At 70.9% G+C, this 16,840-nt stretch carries 15 protein-coding genes and 1 other RNA gene; 11 read left to right on the forward strand and 5 right to left on the reverse strand.

The annotated features are described in order from the left end of the window. Nucleotide 1: 1 nt before the first annotated feature. On the forward strand, nt 2-706 hold the full coding sequence (locus FB454_RS28860) for a phosphoribosyltransferase family protein (RefSeq protein ID WP_145823866.1): 705 nt from the start codon (nt 2-4) through the stop codon (nt 704-706). A 249-nt stretch (nt 707-955) separates the two neighbouring features. Further along, nucleotides 956-1,600 (forward strand): ribosome hibernation-promoting factor, HPF/YfiA family, encoded by a 645-nt coding sequence (gene hpf / locus FB454_RS28865; protein ID WP_013474120.1) that lies wholly within the window; start codon nt 956-958, stop codon nt 1,598-1,600. A gap of 43 nt (nt 1,601-1,643) precedes the next feature. Here hpf and FB454_RS28870 read toward each other — a convergent pair whose 3' ends face one another. Next, nucleotides 1,644-2,750, reverse strand: coding sequence for a GNAT family N-acetyltransferase (locus FB454_RS28870; protein WP_145823867.1), 1,107 nt, complete (start codon nt 2,748-2,750; stop codon nt 1,644-1,646). Next, a complete protein-coding gene (locus FB454_RS28875) occupies nt 2,747-3,904 on the reverse strand; it encodes a GNAT family N-acetyltransferase (RefSeq protein ID WP_071096654.1) in 1,158 nt (385 codons plus the stop codon). Before FB454_RS28875 ends, FB454_RS28870 begins: the two co-directional genes overlap by 4 nt. 169 nt (nt 3,905-4,073) lie before the next feature. Here FB454_RS28875 and secA point away from each other — a divergent pair, with 169 nt between their 5' ends. Then, a complete protein-coding gene (gene secA / locus FB454_RS28880; RefSeq protein WP_013284217.1) occupies nt 4,074-6,974 on the forward strand; it encodes a preprotein translocase subunit SecA in 2,901 nt (966 codons plus the stop codon). Between the two features lie 414 nt (nt 6,975-7,388). Here secA and FB454_RS28885 read toward each other — a convergent pair whose 3' ends face one another. Together FB454_RS28885 and FB454_RS28890 are read right to left on the reverse strand one after the other, a co-directional pair. Continuing rightward, a complete protein-coding gene (locus FB454_RS28885) occupies nt 7,389-7,967 on the reverse strand; it encodes an Rv3235 family protein (protein ID WP_030271128.1) in 579 nt (192 codons plus the stop codon). A gap of 95 nt (nt 7,968-8,062) precedes the next feature. Beyond that, the gene (locus tag FB454_RS28890; protein ID WP_013474124.1) at nt 8,063-8,290 is read right to left on the reverse strand and encodes a helix-turn-helix domain-containing protein; all 228 of its coding nucleotides are present in this window, start codon (nt 8,288-8,290) and stop codon (nt 8,063-8,065) included. Nucleotides 8,291-8,487: 197 nt separating this feature from the next. Between FB454_RS28890 and FB454_RS28895 the strand changes: the two genes are divergently transcribed. Beyond that, a complete protein-coding gene (locus FB454_RS28895) occupies nt 8,488-8,997 on the forward strand; it encodes a DUF6912 family protein (RefSeq protein WP_013284220.1) in 510 nt (169 codons plus the stop codon). Between the two features lie 11 nt (nt 8,998-9,008). Here the strand turns inward: FB454_RS28895 and FB454_RS28900 are convergent, their stop codons facing one another. Then, nucleotides 9,009-10,058: a hypothetical protein gene (locus tag FB454_RS28900; protein WP_030271126.1), complete on the reverse strand. Its 1,050-nt coding sequence runs from the start codon at nt 10,056-10,058 to the stop codon at nt 9,009-9,011. Between the two features lie 454 nt (nt 10,059-10,512). On the opposite strand from FB454_RS28900, the gene pruA reads away from it, so the two are divergent. The 7 genes from pruA to ssrA all read left to right on the forward strand — a co-directional run bounded on the left by pruA (nt 10,513) and on the right by ssrA (nt 16,780). Then, nucleotides 10,513-12,141 (forward strand): L-glutamate gamma-semialdehyde dehydrogenase, encoded by a 1,629-nt coding sequence (gene pruA, locus FB454_RS28905; RefSeq protein ID WP_030271125.1) that lies wholly within the window; start codon nt 10,513-10,515, stop codon nt 12,139-12,141. Between the two features lie 134 nt (nt 12,142-12,275). Next, nucleotides 12,276-12,791, forward strand: a complete 516-nt coding sequence (locus tag FB454_RS28910; RefSeq protein WP_013284223.1) for a PadR family transcriptional regulator — start codon at nt 12,276-12,278, stop codon at nt 12,789-12,791. 35 nt (nt 12,792-12,826) lie between these two features. Next, complete coding sequence (gene prfB / locus FB454_RS28915; protein ID WP_013284224.1) at nt 12,827-13,948, forward strand: peptide chain release factor 2; 1,122 nt, start codon at nt 12,827-12,829, stop codon at nt 13,946-13,948. 118 nt (nt 13,949-14,066) lie between these two features. Further along, the gene (gene ftsE, locus FB454_RS28920; protein WP_013284225.1) at nt 14,067-14,747 is read left to right on the forward strand and encodes a cell division ATP-binding protein FtsE; all 681 of its coding nucleotides are present in this window, start codon (nt 14,067-14,069) and stop codon (nt 14,745-14,747) included. A gap of 65 nt (nt 14,748-14,812) precedes the next feature. Continuing rightward, complete coding sequence (gene ftsX, locus FB454_RS28925; protein WP_091418746.1) at nt 14,813-15,688, forward strand: permease-like cell division protein FtsX; 876 nt, start codon at nt 14,813-14,815, stop codon at nt 15,686-15,688. A 133-nt stretch (nt 15,689-15,821) separates the two neighbouring features. After that, nucleotides 15,822-16,301 (forward strand): SsrA-binding protein SmpB, encoded by a 480-nt coding sequence (gene smpB, locus FB454_RS28930; RefSeq protein ID WP_013284227.1) that lies wholly within the window; start codon nt 15,822-15,824, stop codon nt 16,299-16,301. Between the two features lie 103 nt (nt 16,302-16,404). Next, nucleotides 16,405-16,780: a transfer-messenger RNA gene (ssrA, locus tag FB454_RS28935) on the forward strand. Nucleotides 16,781-16,840: the final 60 nt, after the last annotated feature.

The raw sequence follows: 16,840 nt of genomic DNA on the forward strand, positions 1-16,840 counted from the left end.
CGTGCGTGACCTGGGCGGGCTCTGGTCGGACCTGACCGACCTGGTGCTGCCCGCCGGGTGCGCGGGCTGCGGCGCGGGATCGGTACGGCTGCGGCACGGCTTCTGCCCCGGCTGCGTGCGGGAGCTGGAGTCGCTGCGTCCCGCACCTGCCCGGCCCGATCCGGCTCCGCCCGGCCTGCCGCCCTGCGTCGCGCTCGGCCCGTACGGCGGCGCGCTGCGCGAGGGTCTGCTGGCGTACAAGGAACGGGGCCGGCACGGGCTGGCCCGGCCGTTGGGCGCGCTGCTCGCCGAGGTGGTCGCGGTGGCGGCAGGGCAACCCGGCCCGGTCACGCTCGTGGCGGTGCCCGACACCGCTCGCGCCGCCCGGGCCCGCTACGGCGACCACCTCGACCGGCTCGTCCGGCCGGCGGCGGCCCGGTTAGGCGCGGCCGGCTGGCCGGTACGCGTGCTGCGCCCGCTGCGGGCGCTGCCCCGGACCGACTCGGTGGCGCTGGACAGCGCCGGGCGGGCCGCCGCGGCCGAGGAGGCGTTCCGGTTGCGCCGCCCGCCGGCCGGCCACCGGCCGGGGGAGACGGTCGTGCTGCTCGACGACATCGTCACCACCGGCGCCACGCTGGCGGCGGTGAGCCGGATGTTGCACCGCGCGGGAATGACGCCAAAGGCCGCGGCCGTGCTCGCCGCAACGCAAAAGCGGCACCGTCGGTGACGCTTCGTGTATCCGTTTCACCCCATGGTGTATGAGCTGTTAAATTTCGCGACCGCCTTCGGCAACCAGGGGTGACGGTTGGCCGTACAGGAGTTAGCGTTTCGGTGTCGGGGGTAGTGAGGGTCAAACCTTCCCCCGGCACTGGAAGGAGGCGTAGCCGAACAACACCGGTCGACGCCGAGCGGGGCCCTCCCGGGTGCGTCGACCGGATGATCCGGACCGAACGACCGTCCGAACAAGGGAGGTCACGTGGACATCGTGGTCAAGGGCCGTAACGTCGAAGTGCCGGACCATTACCGGGTGCACGTAGCCGAGAAGCTCGCGAAGATCGAACGCTACGACCAGAAGCTCATTCGCGTGGACGTCGAGTTGTTCCACGAGCGCAATCCACGCCAGGCGGACACCTGCCAGCGGGTGGAGATCACGTGCGTGACGCGCGGCCCGGTGATCCGGGCCGAGGCCTGCACGAACGACTTCTACAGCGCGCTCGACGCCGCCATCGCCAAGCTGGACACGCGATTCCGCCGCGCGGCGGACCGTCGCCGGGTACACCGCGGACGGCATGCGCCGATCTCCGTGGCCGCCGCGACCGCCGGCCTGCCGGTTGCCGACCTCGACGGGCCCGGACTGGCGGCGCTCGACGGCCACGGCACCGCCACAGCGGTCGCGGAACGCCCCGACGAGAGCGGCCACACCGAACCCGACGACCAGCCGTGGCACATCGCCCGGGCGAAGGTCCACCCCGCCGAACCGATGACCGTCGACGACGCGCTGTTCCAGATGGAACTGGTCGGCCACGACTTCTACCTGTTCCAGGACAAGGAGTCCGGCCGCCCGAGTGTGGTCTACCGGCGGCACGCGTACGACTACGGGATCATCCAGCTCGACACGTGACCCCTTGACCGGTGAGTACGGGCCCCCGTGCGGGGGCCCGTACTCAGTTCTCGTCGGTGGCCAGCCGGCCGTAGACCACCGAGTCGACACGGGCGCCGTCCGGGCCGGGCAGCCGGCCGCGCAACAGCCCTTCCCGCCGGAAGCCGGCCCGTTCCAGCACCCGCTGCGAGGCGACGTTGTCCGGCCGCGTGCCGGCCCACAGCCGGGCCACCCCGATGCCGAACGCCCACCCCGCGACCAGCCGGACCGTCCGGGCCGCCAGCCCGCGCCCGCGCGCCTCGGGCAGCAGGCTGTAGCCGATCATGGCCTGCCCGGTGGCCGGCTCGTCGTAGAACAGCGCGCAGCCGCCGACGACAGCGCCGGTGACCGCGTCGACGATCGCCAGGTCGGCGGCCTCTCCGGCGAGCCAGCGGCTCGCCGCCAGCCGGCAACGGCGCGCGAGCGCCGCCCGCTCCGGCGCCACCGGCGGCACCCGGTTCGCCACCACCTCCGGCAGCGAGTGCAGCCGGTACAGCGCGTCCGTGTCCGCCGGCTCCACCGGGCGCAGCGTCACCACGCCGTCGGTGAGCCGGCCGTCCGGCAGGTCCGGCAGCAACCGGGCGAGCGGCCCGGGCGGGTCGTCGGCCAGCCGCACCCAGGCGATCAGATCCTGGCGTACGCCGTCGCCGTCCGCGCCTGCCGCCCGGCGTACGCCCTCGTGCCGGTAACCGCAGGCGAGCGCGATGCGCTGGCTCGCCACGTTCTCCGTGCGGGTGAGCAACTCCAACCGGGCCGCCCCGGCGGCGAACGCCCGTTCGGTCAGCAGCCGGGTGGCGGCGGTGGCCACGCCCCGGCCGCGCGCCGCCGCTCCCACCCAGTAACCGATCTCGTACGTCGCCCGCTCCGCGCTGAGCCGGGTCAGCCCGATGCTGCCGAGCAGCCGGTCGCTCGCCGGGTCGGCGATCGTGTACGCCGCACCGCCCGCCGCCCACGCCGCGGGCGCGCCCTCGGTGACCCACCAGCGGGCGGCGCCGGAGTCGTACGGGTCGGGCAGCAGGGGCATGAACCGGCGGATCTCCGGATCGGCGCACCCGGTCACCATCTCGGGCACGTCCGCGAGGTGGCACGGCCGCAGCCGTACGCCGTACCCCTCGATCGTCTCCGGCGTCACGCCAGGTCGCCCGGCAGCAGGCCGCCGATCCACACGTCCTGCCGCTCGCCGCGGTGCTGGACGCCGCCGCGCAGCGTGCCCTCGACGGTGAACCCGGCCTTCTCGGCGGCCCGCCGCGAGGCGGTGTTGCCCACGTTCGCCCGCCACTCGATCCGGGCCAGGCCGAGCGTGGTGAAACCCCAGGCGCACACCGCGGCGAGCGCGGCCGGCAGGTAGCCCCGGCCGCGGGCGTGCGGCGCGGTCATGTAGCCCACGTCGGCCACCAGCGGGTCGTTCGGCAGCAGGCGCAGGTCGATCGACGCGACGTAGCGGTCGTCCGGGTCGGCCACGGCGAACGTCACTGCCGTTCCCCGCGCCCAGGCCGGGCGCACCAGGTCGCGCAGGAAGCCCTCGGCGTGCTCCGGCCGGTACGGGTGCGGCACCGTGGTCCAGCGGATCGTCTGCTCGTCCTGGCAGGTGCGGGTCACCGCGGCCAGGTCGCGTTCCTCCAGCGCGCGCAGCCGCAGTTCGGTGTCGCCTGCGGTGGCGAACAGGACCGGCTGCGGCCGGCCGAAGACCGCCGCGCGGCGGGCCTGGAGCGTGTCCGGGCCGTAGGGGACCGGGTCGCCGGCGGCGGCGACCTCCCCGGGAAGCAGCGAGCCGATCCAGCCCTCGGGCCGGCCGCCGGGGCTGGGGTCGGCAAGCCGCAGCTCACCCTCGATCCGGAAGCCGGCGCGCAGCGCGACCAGCCGGGAGGCGTGGTTGCCGATCTCGGCCTGCCAGGTGAGCCGGCGCAGCTTGAGCGCGTCGAACGCCCAGCGGGCGAGCGCGCGGGTGGCGCGGACCGCGACGCCCCGGCCCCGGGCCCACGGCGCGGTCCAGTAGCCCACCTCGGCCGACTCCCGCGCGCGGTCGACGGAGACCAGGCCGAAGGAGGCGAGCAGCTCACCGGTGCCGGCGTCGCAGACCGCGAAGAGCGCACCGGTGCCCTCGGCCCAGGCGGTGGCGCTGATCGTGGTGACGTACTCGCTCGCGTGCTCCGGCAGGTACGGGCGAGGTACGGTGGTCCAGCGCTGGATGTCCGGATCCTGGCAGGCACGGTGCACCGCGTCGGCGTCCTCCGCGCGCCACGGGCGCAGCAGCAGGCCGTCCTCGATGATCTCCACAGGCTCCATTCGAGCCATCGTGCCGGATCGTTCGCGCACGGCGTAACCCGATTAGCGGCCGGTGGCGCACGGTCGCGGCGTTATGTCGGGTTCCGGAGCCCGGACCGCCGCCACCAGTGACCATCGTCGCGTCGGAGCGCCTACGATGGTTCGAGACCGTCTAGGGGAGCGTTGATCCGTGTCGATTCTGGAAAAGTTCCTTCGCGCCGGCGAGGGCCGCATGGTGCGTCGGCTGAAGGCCATCGCTGCCGCCGTCAACTCGATCGAGGACGACTACGTCAACCTCAGCGACGACGAGCTGCGTGCCATGACCGACCAGTTCAAGGAGCGGCTCGAGGATGGCGAGACCCTCGACGACCTGCTGCCCGAGGCGTTCGCGGTGTGCCGGGAAGCCGCCTCGCGGGTGCTCGGCCAGCGCCCCTACGACGTCCAGGTGATGGGTGGCGCGGCGCTGCACTTCGGCAACATCGCCGAGATGAAGACGGGTGAGGGCAAGACGCTCACCTCGGTCATGCCGGTCTACCTGAACGCGCTCGCCGGCAAGGGCGTGCACGTGATCACGGTGAACGACTACCTGGCCGAGCGCGACGCCGCCTGGATGGGCCGCGTCCACGAGTTCCTCGGCCTGCAGGTCGGCGTGGTGCTGCCCAACCGGCCCGCCAGCGAGCACCGCGCGGCCTACGAGTGCGACATCACCTACGGCACCAACAACGAGTTCGGCTTCGACTACCTGCGCGACAACATGGCCTGGTCGAAGGACGAGCTGGTCCAGCGCGGCCACTTCTTCGCCGTGGTCGACGAGGTCGACTCGATCCTGATCGACGAGGCGCGTACCCCGCTGATCATCTCCGGTCCGGCCGAGCACTCCGCCCGGTGGTACCAGGAGTTCGCCGCCGTGGTGGCCCGGCTCCAGCCCGGCACCGACGGCGAGGGCGACTACGAGGTCGACTACGCCAAGCGCACCATCGCGATCACCGAGCGCGGCGTGGCCAAGGTGGAGGACCGCCTGGGCATCGACAACCTGTACGAGTCGGTGAACACCCCGCTGGTCGGCTACCTGAACAACGCGATCAAGGCCAAGGAGCTCTACAAGCGCGACAAGGACTACATCGTCAACGACGGTGAGGTCCTGATCGTCGACGAGTTCACCGGCCGCATCCTGCACGGCCGCCGCTACAACGAGGGCATGCACCAGGCGATCGAGGCCAAGGAGGGGGTGGAGATCAAGCAGGAGAACCAGACGCTCGCCACCATCACCCTCCAGAACTACTTCCGCCTCTACGAGAAGCTCTCCGGCATGACCGGTACCGCCCAGACCGAGGCGGGCGAGTTCAACAAGGTCTACAAGGTCGGCGTCGTGACCATCCCGACGCACCGGCCGATGGTCCGGCTCGACCGGCCCGACGTCATCTACAAGACCGAGAAGGCCAAGTTCAACGCCGTCGTCGAGGACATCGCCGAGCGGCACGTGCAGGGCCAGCCGGTGCTGGTCGGCACCGTCTCGGTGGAGAACTCCGAGATCCTGTCGCACATGCTGCGCCGCCGCGGCATCCCGCACTCGGTGCTGAACGCGAAGTTCCACGCCAAGGAGGCGGAGATCGTCGCGCAGGCCGGGCGCAAGGGCGCGGTCACCGTCGCCACCAACATGGCCGGCCGCGGTACGGACATCCTGCTCGGCGGCAACCCCGAGTTCCTCGCCGCGAACGAGCTGCGCCAGCGCGGGCTCGACCCGGTCGAGCAGCCGGAGGAGTACGCCAAGGCGATGGAGGAGATCCTCCCGACCTGGAAGCAGGCGTGCGACGTCGAGGCGGAGGAGGTCGCCGCCGCCGGTGGGCTCTACGTGCTGGGCACCGAGCGGCACGAGTCCCGCCGGATCGACAACCAGCTGCGCGGTCGCGCCGGCCGGCAGGGTGACCCGGGTGAGTCCCGCTTCTACCTGTCGCTCCAGGACGAGCTGATGAAGCGCTTCCGGGCCGGCGCGGTCGAGGCCGTGATGGACCGCTTCAACATCCCGGAGGACGTGCCCATCGAGTCGAAGATGGTCACCCGCCAGATCAGGAGCGCCCAGGCCCAGATCGAGGGCCAGAACGCCGAGATCCGCAAGAACGTCCTCAAGTACGACGAGGTGCTGAACAAGCAGCGCCAGGTGATCTACGCCGAGCGCCTCCGGGTGCTCAACGGCGAGGACCTGTCCGACCAGGTCCGCAACATGATCGACGACGTGGTGACCGCGTACGTGGTCGGCGCGACGAGCGACGGCTACGCCGAGGACTGGGACCTCGACCAGCTCTGGTCGAGCCTGAAGCAGCTCTACCCGGTGGGGATCACCGTCGAGGAGCTGGAGGAGGAGGTCGGTTCCCGCTCGGGCATCGACCAGGACTTCCTGCTCGCCCGCCTGAAGGAGGACGCGCACGCCGCGTACGACAGGCGTGAGGAGAGCCTCGGCGAGGAGGCGGTGCGTCAGCTCGAGCGCATGGTCCTGCTCCAGGTGATCGACCGTAAGTGGCGCGAGCACCTCTACGAGATGGACTACCTCCAGGAGGGCATCAGCCTGCGGGCGTACGCCCAGCGCGACCCGGTCATCGAGTACCAGCGCGAGGGCTTCGACATGTTCGCCTCCATGATGGACGGCATCAAGGAGGAGACTGTCGGCTTCCTCTACAACCTGGACGTCCAGGTCGAGGAGGCGGAGCCGGAGGCCGAGGAGGTGCAGCTGCTGGAGAAGCCGGTGGAGATCCGGGCCAAGGGTCTCAACCGCGCGCCGCAGCAGCAGGGCCTGCAATACTCCGCGCCCGCCGTGGACGGCGAGGCCGGCCGGGGTGCCCCGGTGATCGAGCGGCCCGAGCAGCAGGCGCCGGCGCTCGGCATCGGCCAGCAGTCCTCGGAGCGCCCGGCCGCCACCACGCCGCGCCGTGCGCCGGCCGGGGCGAGCGGCCAGGCTGTGGCCGCCAGCACCGCCCGGCGGGCCGCGCCCGGCCAGGTCGACGGTGGCGAGGGCCCGTCCCGTAACGCGCCCTGCCCGTGTGGCTCCGGCCGCAAGTACAAGCGCTGCCACGGCTCGCCCAACGGCGGCAACTGACCCCGAACACCCACGACGGGCCCCGGCCACCAAGGCCGGGGCCCGTCGCCGTCCTCCCGTCCTCCCTCCCGCCCTCACTCGCGCCCTCCCTCGGTCGATCTTGCAGTTGCGGCCCCTGTTGTGACCGATTCATGCCGGAATCGGGGGTACGAAAGTGCAAGATCGCGGGGGTTTGGTGGGGTGGGGTGGGGTGGAGATCCTCGTTCGGCTGGTTGTTGCGGCGAGCCTCCCGTTGAGCGAGATTGGCGTTCCGCTTGGTGGGAGCGGTGGAGATCTTGGTAGGAAAGGGCCCCTATGAGGGCCGTTTGGTACCAAGATCGCGCCGGCCCGGGCGCTGGGTGCCGGGCGTCCGCACACCGATCGGCCCGGGTGGCCGCGGCGCGTCGGGCCAGGTCGGGGAGGTGATGGCCGGGCTCAAAGGACGTCCAGGACCTGGCACAGCCAGGTGCCTCGGCGGCGTTCCAGGCGTATCGCCACCGCCCAGCTCGCGCCGCCGGCGCCCGCGAACACGGCGGTGGCCTCGACCGCACCCGCGCGCGGCTCGCACACCCGCAGGCGCCGCAGCAGCAGCGCCGGCCGGGCGGTACGGCGGCGGACCGGTGTCACCCGGCGGGCCGCGCGGGTCAGCTCGGCTGCCACCGGGCCGGCCGACTCGGGCAGGCAGAGCGGCCGGAGCTGACCGGGCGGCCGGAAGCCGTTGACGATCTCCAGGAAGGTGCGCACGAACAGGTGCGCGGCTCGCGCTCCCTCTGGTGTGGCGGAGGCGAGGGCTGACGCCTGCGCCCCGGACCAGCGGGGCCAGGCGGTCGCCGGGTCCGGTGCTCGACCGGCGGGGCGTGTGGCGGCACGGCGGCGTGGGTCGGCCAGGTCGAGCGTGAGCTGACCGACGGGACTCCAGAGCTGCTCCTCGTCGGTGCACGGCGGGTCGAGCGGCGGGGCGGGCCGGAGACGGACCGGCGGGCGGGGTGCGCGGGGACGGCGGGTGTCGACCATCTCGAATCCTTGCGTTTGCCTTCGTTTGCCTCCGACAGGTTCTCATCTTCCCGGACATGGACGATCGCCGTCAATGGCCCACGGTCCCCGGGTGGTCACTCCTCGTCGCGCTCACCGAGCGGGTTGCCGCGTACCCATTCGGCGGTCTCGGCGTACTTGCGCTCGATGTATTCCTCCAGCCGGGCGCGCTCGACCCGCCACTGGCCCCGGCCACCGATCTTGATCGCGGGCAGTTCGCCGCTGCGGACCATGTGGTAGACCTGCGAGTCCGACACGTTCAGCTCGGCGGCGACGTCGGACAGCAGCAGGAACCTCGACTCCACGGTGTGACTCCCGGGGTTGGTTGCGTTTGCTTCAGTTTGCCATCACCAGGTGACATCGCCGCGCGCCCGTTCGGGAGACACACCGGCGGGAGACTTCACCCGCGCGGGTGCCGGGTGTATGACGGTCTCGGCGTACGGCATGATCGGCGCCCGGAGTCGGCGTCCGCCGACGATCGGCCTGAGTGTGGGAGTGACCGGTGACCGACGAGCTTGTCCGGGTGTACCTGCCGGCGACCGTTCCCATGCTCGCCCGGCTGCGCGAGGAGGGGCTGAGCGCCGAGGCGGCGCACGCCGTGACCCCGGAGCTGCGCGAGTGGTACGCCGAGGGCGACGAGGAGGAGCTGGAGTACGTGGCCTTCACCCGGGCCGCCCAGGACGCGTTGCTCCTGCTCCGGCACGACCCCGCCGCGCCCCGGCGACGGGTGGTGGTCTCGGCCGACCTGCCGGCCCGTGCGGTCGAGCGGGTCGGCGGCGAGCTGGGGTCGAGCGTGGTCCGGCCGGTCGGACCGGTACCCGTGAAGTCGGTCGCCGCGCTGCACGTGGACGGCGCGGACGCGGTCGAGGATGTGGCCGCCGCCGTCGACGTGGTGGTGGAGGCCCAGGCCGGCGACCCGGACGCCCAGTTCACAGTCGACGGCGCCGAGGACCACGAACTGGAGTGGTACGACGTGACCGAGCTGGACCTGCTCCTGCGCGAGGCGGGCTGACGGCGCGCGGTTCAGGCCGCGGGCTCGTCCTCGTCGTCGTCCACCGGGCGCGGCCCGAGCGTGCGCCCGAAGACGATGAGCGTGGTCAGCGCGCCCACGAAGAGCACCCAGATCCCGTTGTCCACCCGCGAGGTGCCCAGCGCGGTCTGCGCCACCTCGTCGGCCTCGCTGAGCGCCGCGGCCAGGTCGAGCAGCCCACGGCCGCCGATCCGGATGATCACCTCGGTGAGCAGCAGGAGCAGGCCCGCGCCCGCCCCGGCGACCAGGTAGGCCGGCCAGCGCAGCGGCGACGCGGCGCCGTCGCGGCGCTCCGCCCGGCGCCGGGACCAGGTGAGATAGAGGTACGCGGCCAGGCCGGCGAGCAGCCCGGCGAGCAGCGACTCGGTACGCGAGACCCACTTCGCGGCGTCGAGCACCGACTGCTGGGTCTCCCCGGCGCCGAACAGGTCGGAGAGCGGGTCGCGGACGCGGCTGAACAGCACCACGAAGATCTGCGCGGTGAGCGTGGCCAGGGTGATCGCCCCCACCACCCGGGCCTGGCGCGCACCGGCCATCGCCCCGCCGATGATCGCTGCCGCCGCCGCGGTACCGGCGATCGTGTTCGTGGTGGCGTTGTCCGCGTACGTCAGGTTGATCGCCACCGCGGTGACGAGCCCGACCAGGAGGCCGGTGCCGACGGCGGCCAGGAAGCGCAGCGTGGCGCGGCCCAGCCGGTTGGTCGCGAGCAGGGCCACCGTGGCGCCGGTGACCAGCGCCGCGGTGATGACGCCGGGCAGCGCGTACGCGGAGAGGCTGATCGCGGTGACGCCTGCCGCCGTGGAGTGGATCGCCTCGCGGGTGGACCAGAGCATGGCGGCCAGCCACCCGACCGAGATCAGGGCGAGCACGATCGCGCCCGGCGCGAACTCCGGCCGCCCACCGGTGACAGTGCCCTCGTCCGCGTGCCCGGCTGCTTCCTCGCCGGAGGGCGTCTCGACGGCGGTCCCGTCGCCCGTGGTGGGCTCGACGGCCTCGGGCTGATCCGTCTCCGCGGCCGTGGAGCTGCCGGGCTGGTTGCTCATCGTCTTCCCTTCGACGGTCGCCGGATCTTCCCGCGTCGGGCGGGGCAGGTCACCGGTCATCCAGCGTACGCGGCGTGCCGCCGCTCCCCGGGCGGGCCGTGTGCCGTCCGCGCCTTGATCGACTGCAGTACGCCGATCTGGTGGTATCCCGAGGGCTCGGATGCCGCCGTCCCCCCGAGTGGAGTCGATCAATCGGTCCGCGCGGGTGCCGACGAATCGTCGATGAACGGGGGTTGCGATCCGATGTTTCGTCGGGTGTGGGTGGGTTGAGCCGACGGTCCCGAGATGATCCGGCTGTCCGGTGTGGCGGGGAGGCGCGGCCCGCGGGGGCGTCTCGTGACAGAATCGGGCCAGGTCCCGCCGCCGCTGACCCCGCGGTGTCCGGCGTCCGGCCGCCGGCCGGCGCCAGCGGGTCCGGTTTCGCCGTCGCCGTCGAGATCGCCAGGAGCCTGTGATGGACGCCGTGTTCTCCGTACCCGAGCCGCTCAACGAGCCGGTGCACACCTACGAGCCCGGCAGTGCCGACCGGGAACGGCTCCAGCGGCGGCTGGCCGAACTGGCCGCCGAGCGGATCGAGCTGCCGATGACGATCGCGGGCGAGCGCCGGATGGCCGGCGGCGCCTCGATCGACGTGGTGCAGCCGCACAAGCACGCGCACGTCCTCGGCATCACCGGGCACGCCACCCACGACGACGCCCGCGCCGCGGTCCGGGCCGCCAAGGACGCCGCTCCGATGTGGCGGGCGCTGCCGTTCGAGGAGCGGGCCGCGATCTTCCTGCGCGCCGCCGACCTGCTCGCCGGCCCCTGGCGGGACACGCTCAACGCGGCCACCATGCTCGGCCAGTCCAAGACCGCCGTCCAGGCCGAGATCGACGCGGCGTGCGAGCTGATCGACTTCCTCCGGTTCAACGTGCACTTCGCCCGGCGACTCCTGGCCGAGCAGCCGCTGTCCTCGCCCGGGGTCTGGAACCGCCTCGACCACCGGCCGCTGGAGGGGTTCGTCTACGCGATCACCCCGTTCAACTTCACCGCGATCGCCGGCAACCTGCCGTCCGCGCCGGCCATGCTCGGCAACACTGTGGTCTGGAAGCCGTCCCCGACGCAGCAGTTCGCGGCGCACTTCACCATGCGCCTGTTCGAGGCCGCCGGCCTGCCGCCCGGTGTGATCAACATGGTCACCGGGCGCGGCGAGGAGGTCTCCGAGGTGGCGCTGGCCGACCCGGACCTCGCAGGTATCCACTTCACCGGCTCGACCAAGGTGTTCCAGCACCTGTGGAAGACCGTCGGCGACAACATCGCCCGCTACCGGGGCTACCCCCGGCTGGTCGGCGAGACCGGCGGCAAGGACTTCGTCGTCGCGCACCCCAGCGCCGACGTGGACGCGCTGCACACCGCGCTGATCCGGGGCGCCTACGAGTACCAGGGCCAGAAGTGCTCGGCCGCCTCGCGGGCGTACGTCCCGCGGTCGATCTGGGAGGGCGGGCTGCGCGACCGGCTCGCCGCCACCGCCGACTCGCTGACCTACGGCGACGTGACCGACTTCAGCAACTTCGGCGGCGCGGTGATCGACGACAAGGCGTTCGGCCGGCACACCGCCGCGCTGGAGCTGATCAAGGGCGACGACTCGTGCCGCATCCTGGCCGGCGGCACCGCCGACGACTCGGTCGGCTACTTCGTCCGGCCGACGCTGTTCGAGTGCTCCGACGCCGCGCACGAGACGTTCACCACCGAGTACTTCGGGCCGATCCTCGGCGTGCACGTCTTCGACGACGCCCGCTTCGACGACGTGGTCACCCAGGCCGAGTCGATCGCGCCGTACGCGCTGACCGGATCGATCTTCGCGACCGACCGCCGGGTGGTCGACCAGGTGGCGGAGAAGATGCGGTACGCCGCCGGCAACTTCTACATCAACGACAAGCCGACCGGCGCGGTGGTCGGGCAGCAGCCGTTCGGCGGCGCCCGGGCCAGCGGCACCAACGACAAGGCGGGCTCCTGGCACAACCTGGTCCGCTGGATGTCGCCGCGGACGATCAAGGAGACGTTCGTCCCGCCGACCGATCACGTCTACCCGCACATGGGCTGAGGCGCTCCGAGAGGGCCCGTCCCGGCCGGGACGGGCCCTCTTCCTCATCCGACAGTGCACATCGGACCCGTCATCGGGTGCCGAAATGAGCAAATCCTGGACGCCAGAGCCGACAAAGTGGCAGCTTAGAGGGCATGGCGGAATCCGGAGTCAACCCGACGGCAGCAGCTCTGCTCGGTCTGCTGCACGACGGCCCGATGACTGGCGGCCAGTTGATGGCCGCCGCTGAGCGCCGGCTGGCGCCGTACTGGTCGATGACCCGCAGTCAGGTCTACCGGGAGCTGCCGGTCCTGGCCGAGAAGGGTCTGGTGCGTCTCGGCAAGCCCGGGCCGCGGATGAGCCAGCCGTACGCGCTGACGGCGGCCGGGAAACGGACATTCTCCCGCTGGCTGGCGGAGAATCCCGGCAAGGACACCATCCGTAACCCGATAGCGCTACGGATCGCGTTCGGTGACCTGCACTCGTCGAGCCAGCTCAAGAACCTGTACGCGACGGCGAACGAGTATCACACCGAGGCGCTGGCGGCGGTGCGGGAGCAGGTCAAGAACGCCAAGAAGGAAGGCGACAGCTACGACGCCAGCGCGCTGGAGTTCGCCGTCGCCTACCACAAGGCGGCGCTGTCCTGGCTGAAGACCGCGCCCGTCGGCTGACCACCTGCGTCGACCAGGCAGTAGTCTTGTCTGTCGTGACCGCTGCCGATTACGCCGAACAGCTCAAGGACCTCGACGCCACGCTGCGCAACATCGAGGCTGTGCTCGATCTCGACAAGCTGCGCGAGCAGAAGGCCCGGCTGGAGCAGGAGGCCTCCGCCCCCGACCTCTGGGACGACCAGGCCAAGGCGCAGCAGGTGACGTCGCAGCTGTCGTACGTCAACGGCGAGATCACCAAGCTCGGTGACCTGCGCTCCCGGCTCGACGACGCCGGGGTGCTGCTGGAACTCGCCCAGGCCGAGGACGACCCGGGCGCGCTGACCGAGGTCGAGTCGGAGATCACCGGGCTGACCAAGGCCATCCAGGAGATGGAGGTCCGGACGCTGCTCTCCGGCGAGTACGACTCGCGGGAGGCGCTCGTCGCGATCCGGGCCGGCGCCGGTGGCGTGGACGCCGCCGACTTCGCCGAGATGCTGCTGCGGATGTACCTGCGCTGGGCCGAGCGGCACGGCTACCCGACCGAGGTCTACGAGACCTCGTACGCCGAGGAGGCGGGCCTGAAGTCGGCCACCTTCACGGTGAAGGTGCCCTACGCCTACGGCACGCTCAGCGTGGAGTCCGGCACGCACCGGCTGGTGCGGATCAGCCCGTTCGACAACCAGGGCCGCCGGCAGACCAGCTTCGCCGGGGTCGAGGTGCTGCCGGTCACCGAGCAGACCGACCACATCGACATCCCGGAGAACGAGGTCCGGGTGGACGTCTACCGGTCGTCCGGGCCGGGTGGGCAGAGCGTCAACACCACCGACTCGGCGGTGCGGCTGACCCACATCCCCACCGGCATCGTGGTGACCTGCCAGAACGAGAAGTCCCAGCTCCAGAACAAGGCGTCCGCGATGCGGGTGCTCCAGGCCCGGCTGCTGGAGCGCAAGCGGCAGGAGGAGGAGGAGAAGCTGGCCGGCCTGAAGACCGGCAGCACCAGCTCCTGGGGCGACCAGATGCGCTCGTACGTCCTGCACCCGTATCAGATGGTGAAGGATCTGCGTACCGAGCAGGAGACGGGCAATCCGTCCTCGGTCTTCGACGGTGACCTGGACAGCTTCATCGAGGCGGGAATCCGCTGGCGGAAGCAGCAGCAGCTCAGTGCTGACAGTGCGTGATCACGGTTGGACGCAGCGCGTCATCGATCTCGGTCTGACCGGGTAAATCGATGACGCGCACCGCTTCGACGGGGCGTGGGGCTTGGCTCTGCGGTTACACCGCGTAGACTACCGACCCGTGATTCAGCTTGAGCAAGTGACGAAGACGTACCCGAAGGCGTCCCGGCCTTCGCTCGACAACGTGTCCGTCTCGATCGAGAAGGGCGAGTTCGTCTTCTTCATCGGTCCATCCGGCTCCGGCAAGTCCACCATCATCAAGTTGCTGCTGCACGAGGTCACGCCCAACAAGGGCCGGGTCGTCGTCAACGGCAAGGACGTCACGTCGATGCGTTCCTGGAAGCGACCCCACTTCCGGCGTTCCATCGGCTGCGTCTTCCAGGACTTCCGGTTGCTGCCGAACCGCACCGCGTACGAGAACGTGGCGTTCGCGCTGGAGGTGATCGGTAAGACGAAGGCGGTCGCCCGCCGGGTCGTGCCGGAGGTGCTGGAGCTGGTCGGTCTCGGCGGCAAGGAGCACCGCTACCCGCACGAGCTGTCCGGTGGTGAGCAGCAGCGTGTCGCGGTGGCCCGGGCGTTCGTCAACCGGCCGCTGATCCTGCTGGCCGACGAGCCGACCGGAAACCTGGACCCGGACACCTCGATCGAGATCATGCGCCTGCTGGACCGGATCAACCGCACCGGTACGACCGTCGTGATGGTCACGCACGACTCCAACATCGTGAACCAGATGCGGCGCCGGGTCATCGAGATCGAGAGCGGCCGCATCGTGCGCGACCAGGCCCGCGGCGTCTACGGCTGAGCCGGACGACGTTCCGTAGACCCTGACGACGAAACCTCACGCCGGAGAGCCGGAGGAATATCCCGATGCGGATGAAGTACGTCCTGTCCGAAGTACTGGTCGGGCTGTGGCGCAACGTCACCATGACCATCGCCATGATCATCACAATGGCGGTGTCGCTGTTCATGCTGGGCGGCAGCGGCCTTCTCTACCAGAAGGTCGGCGACATGAAGGACCTCTACTACGAGAACGTCGAGGTCTCGATCTTCCTGAAGACCGATGCCACCAAGGAACAGGTCGACGCGCTGGGTCAGCAGCTCGGCCAGGACCCGCTGGTCAAGGACTCGACGTACGTCAACAAGGAGCAGGCGTACGAGCGCTTCCAGCAGATGTACGCCGACGCCCCGGACCTGGTCAGCGCCGTCAAGCCGGACCAGCTTCCCGAGTCGTACCGGGTCAAGCTGAACGACCCGGAGCAGTACAAGGCGATCTACGACAAGTACAAGGCCACCGAGGGCATCGACACGATCGTCGACCAGAGCAAGCTGCTCGACAAGGTCTTCGGCGTGCTGAGCGGCTTCCAGAACGGAGCGCTCGCGATCGCCACCGTGATGGCCATCGCCGCCCTGCTGCTCGTCGCGAACACCATCCAGGTCGCCGCGTACAGCAAGCGGCGTGAGGTGGCGGTCATGAAGCTGGTCGGCGCGTCGAACTGGTTCATTCAGGCGCCGTTCGTGCTGGAGGCGGTGGTGGCCGGTCTGTTCGGCTCCATCCTCGGCCTGCTCGCGTTGATCGGGGTGAAGGTGGTGGCGGCCGGCAGCTCGATGGCCGCCCTGGAGGGCCTGATCACCCCGATCTCCTGGTCCGAGATCTTCCTGACCTTCCCGCTGATGGCCGCCGTCGGTGGCGTGGTCAGCGCGGTCACCGCCTGGGTCACGCTCCGCTTCTACCTGCGGGTCTAGTCGCCCGTACGGCTCTGCCAAGGGCCCTCCCGCGCCGGAATAAACGGCGCGGGAGGGCCCTTGTGGTTCCGGTAGCATGATCTCCGCTCGCCGGCCGGTGGCCGGTGAGTCGATCAGGAAGGGGGTGGCGCCGATGCCACGGGAAAAGGGTCGCAAGGTGGTCGCCTCCAACAAGAAGGCACGCCACGACTACGCCATCCTCGACACGTACGAGGCGGGCATGGCGCTGACCGGCACCGAGGTCAAGTCGCTGCGGGCCGGGCGGGCGTCGCTCGTGGACGCGTTCGCCCAGGAGCGCGACGGCGAGATCTACCTGCACGCCATGCACATCCCGGAGTACGCGCAGGGCACCTGGACCAACCACGAGCCCCGGCGTACCCGCAAGCTGCTGCTCAACCGGCTGGAGATCGACCGGCTGCTGGGCAAGCTCAAGGAGAGCGGCCTGACGCTGGTGCCGTTGCAGGTCTACTTCTCCGACGGCTGGGCCAAGGTGGAGATCGGCCTGGCCCGGGGTAAGAAGTCGTACGACAAGCGCCAGGACCTCGCCAAGCGGGACGCCGACCGGGAGATCGCCCGGGCGGTGGGCCGGCGCGGCAAGGGCATGGCTGAGTGATACGTCCGGTTCGTCCGGTGGCCCGCGTCGAGCGGGCCTCGGGATGAAACCGGTTGCGCCAGGCGTTAGGCTTGGTGTGCTGCCGACAGGGGCAGCGCTTCGAGGGGGTGACTGGTTTCGACTTCGTACGCAGCGACAGGGGAAGCGAGCCGAGGAAGCCGACGTCGTCTCGAGAATCGGTCGTCGGAAACCAATAAGCGCCAAGAACAATCGCGCTGACTTCGCTCTCGCCGCCTGAGGCGAGTAGCAAGTCTGTCGGCCTGGGAGCGCCTTCGACCCAGTTAGCCGGCATCAGCTAGAAGGCTGGCCAATCGGACCCGGTCGCGGGGTCCGTGCGGCGAGATCAATCAGCGACTGGGCCCGTCACACCAACTTGCTCGCGTGAGCGGTGGGGCCGAGTAGAGGCATAGCGAGCTGCGCTCGGAGAAGCCCTGACAAACCGGCGAAGGACCCGGGTTCGATTCCCGGCACCTCCACCACACGGCCTGTGCGCCCCGGTCCACCCGGACCGGGGCGCACAGTCGTCTCTGGGGCCGCCG

Source organism: Micromonospora sp. CNZ297, from assembly GCF_007827625.1.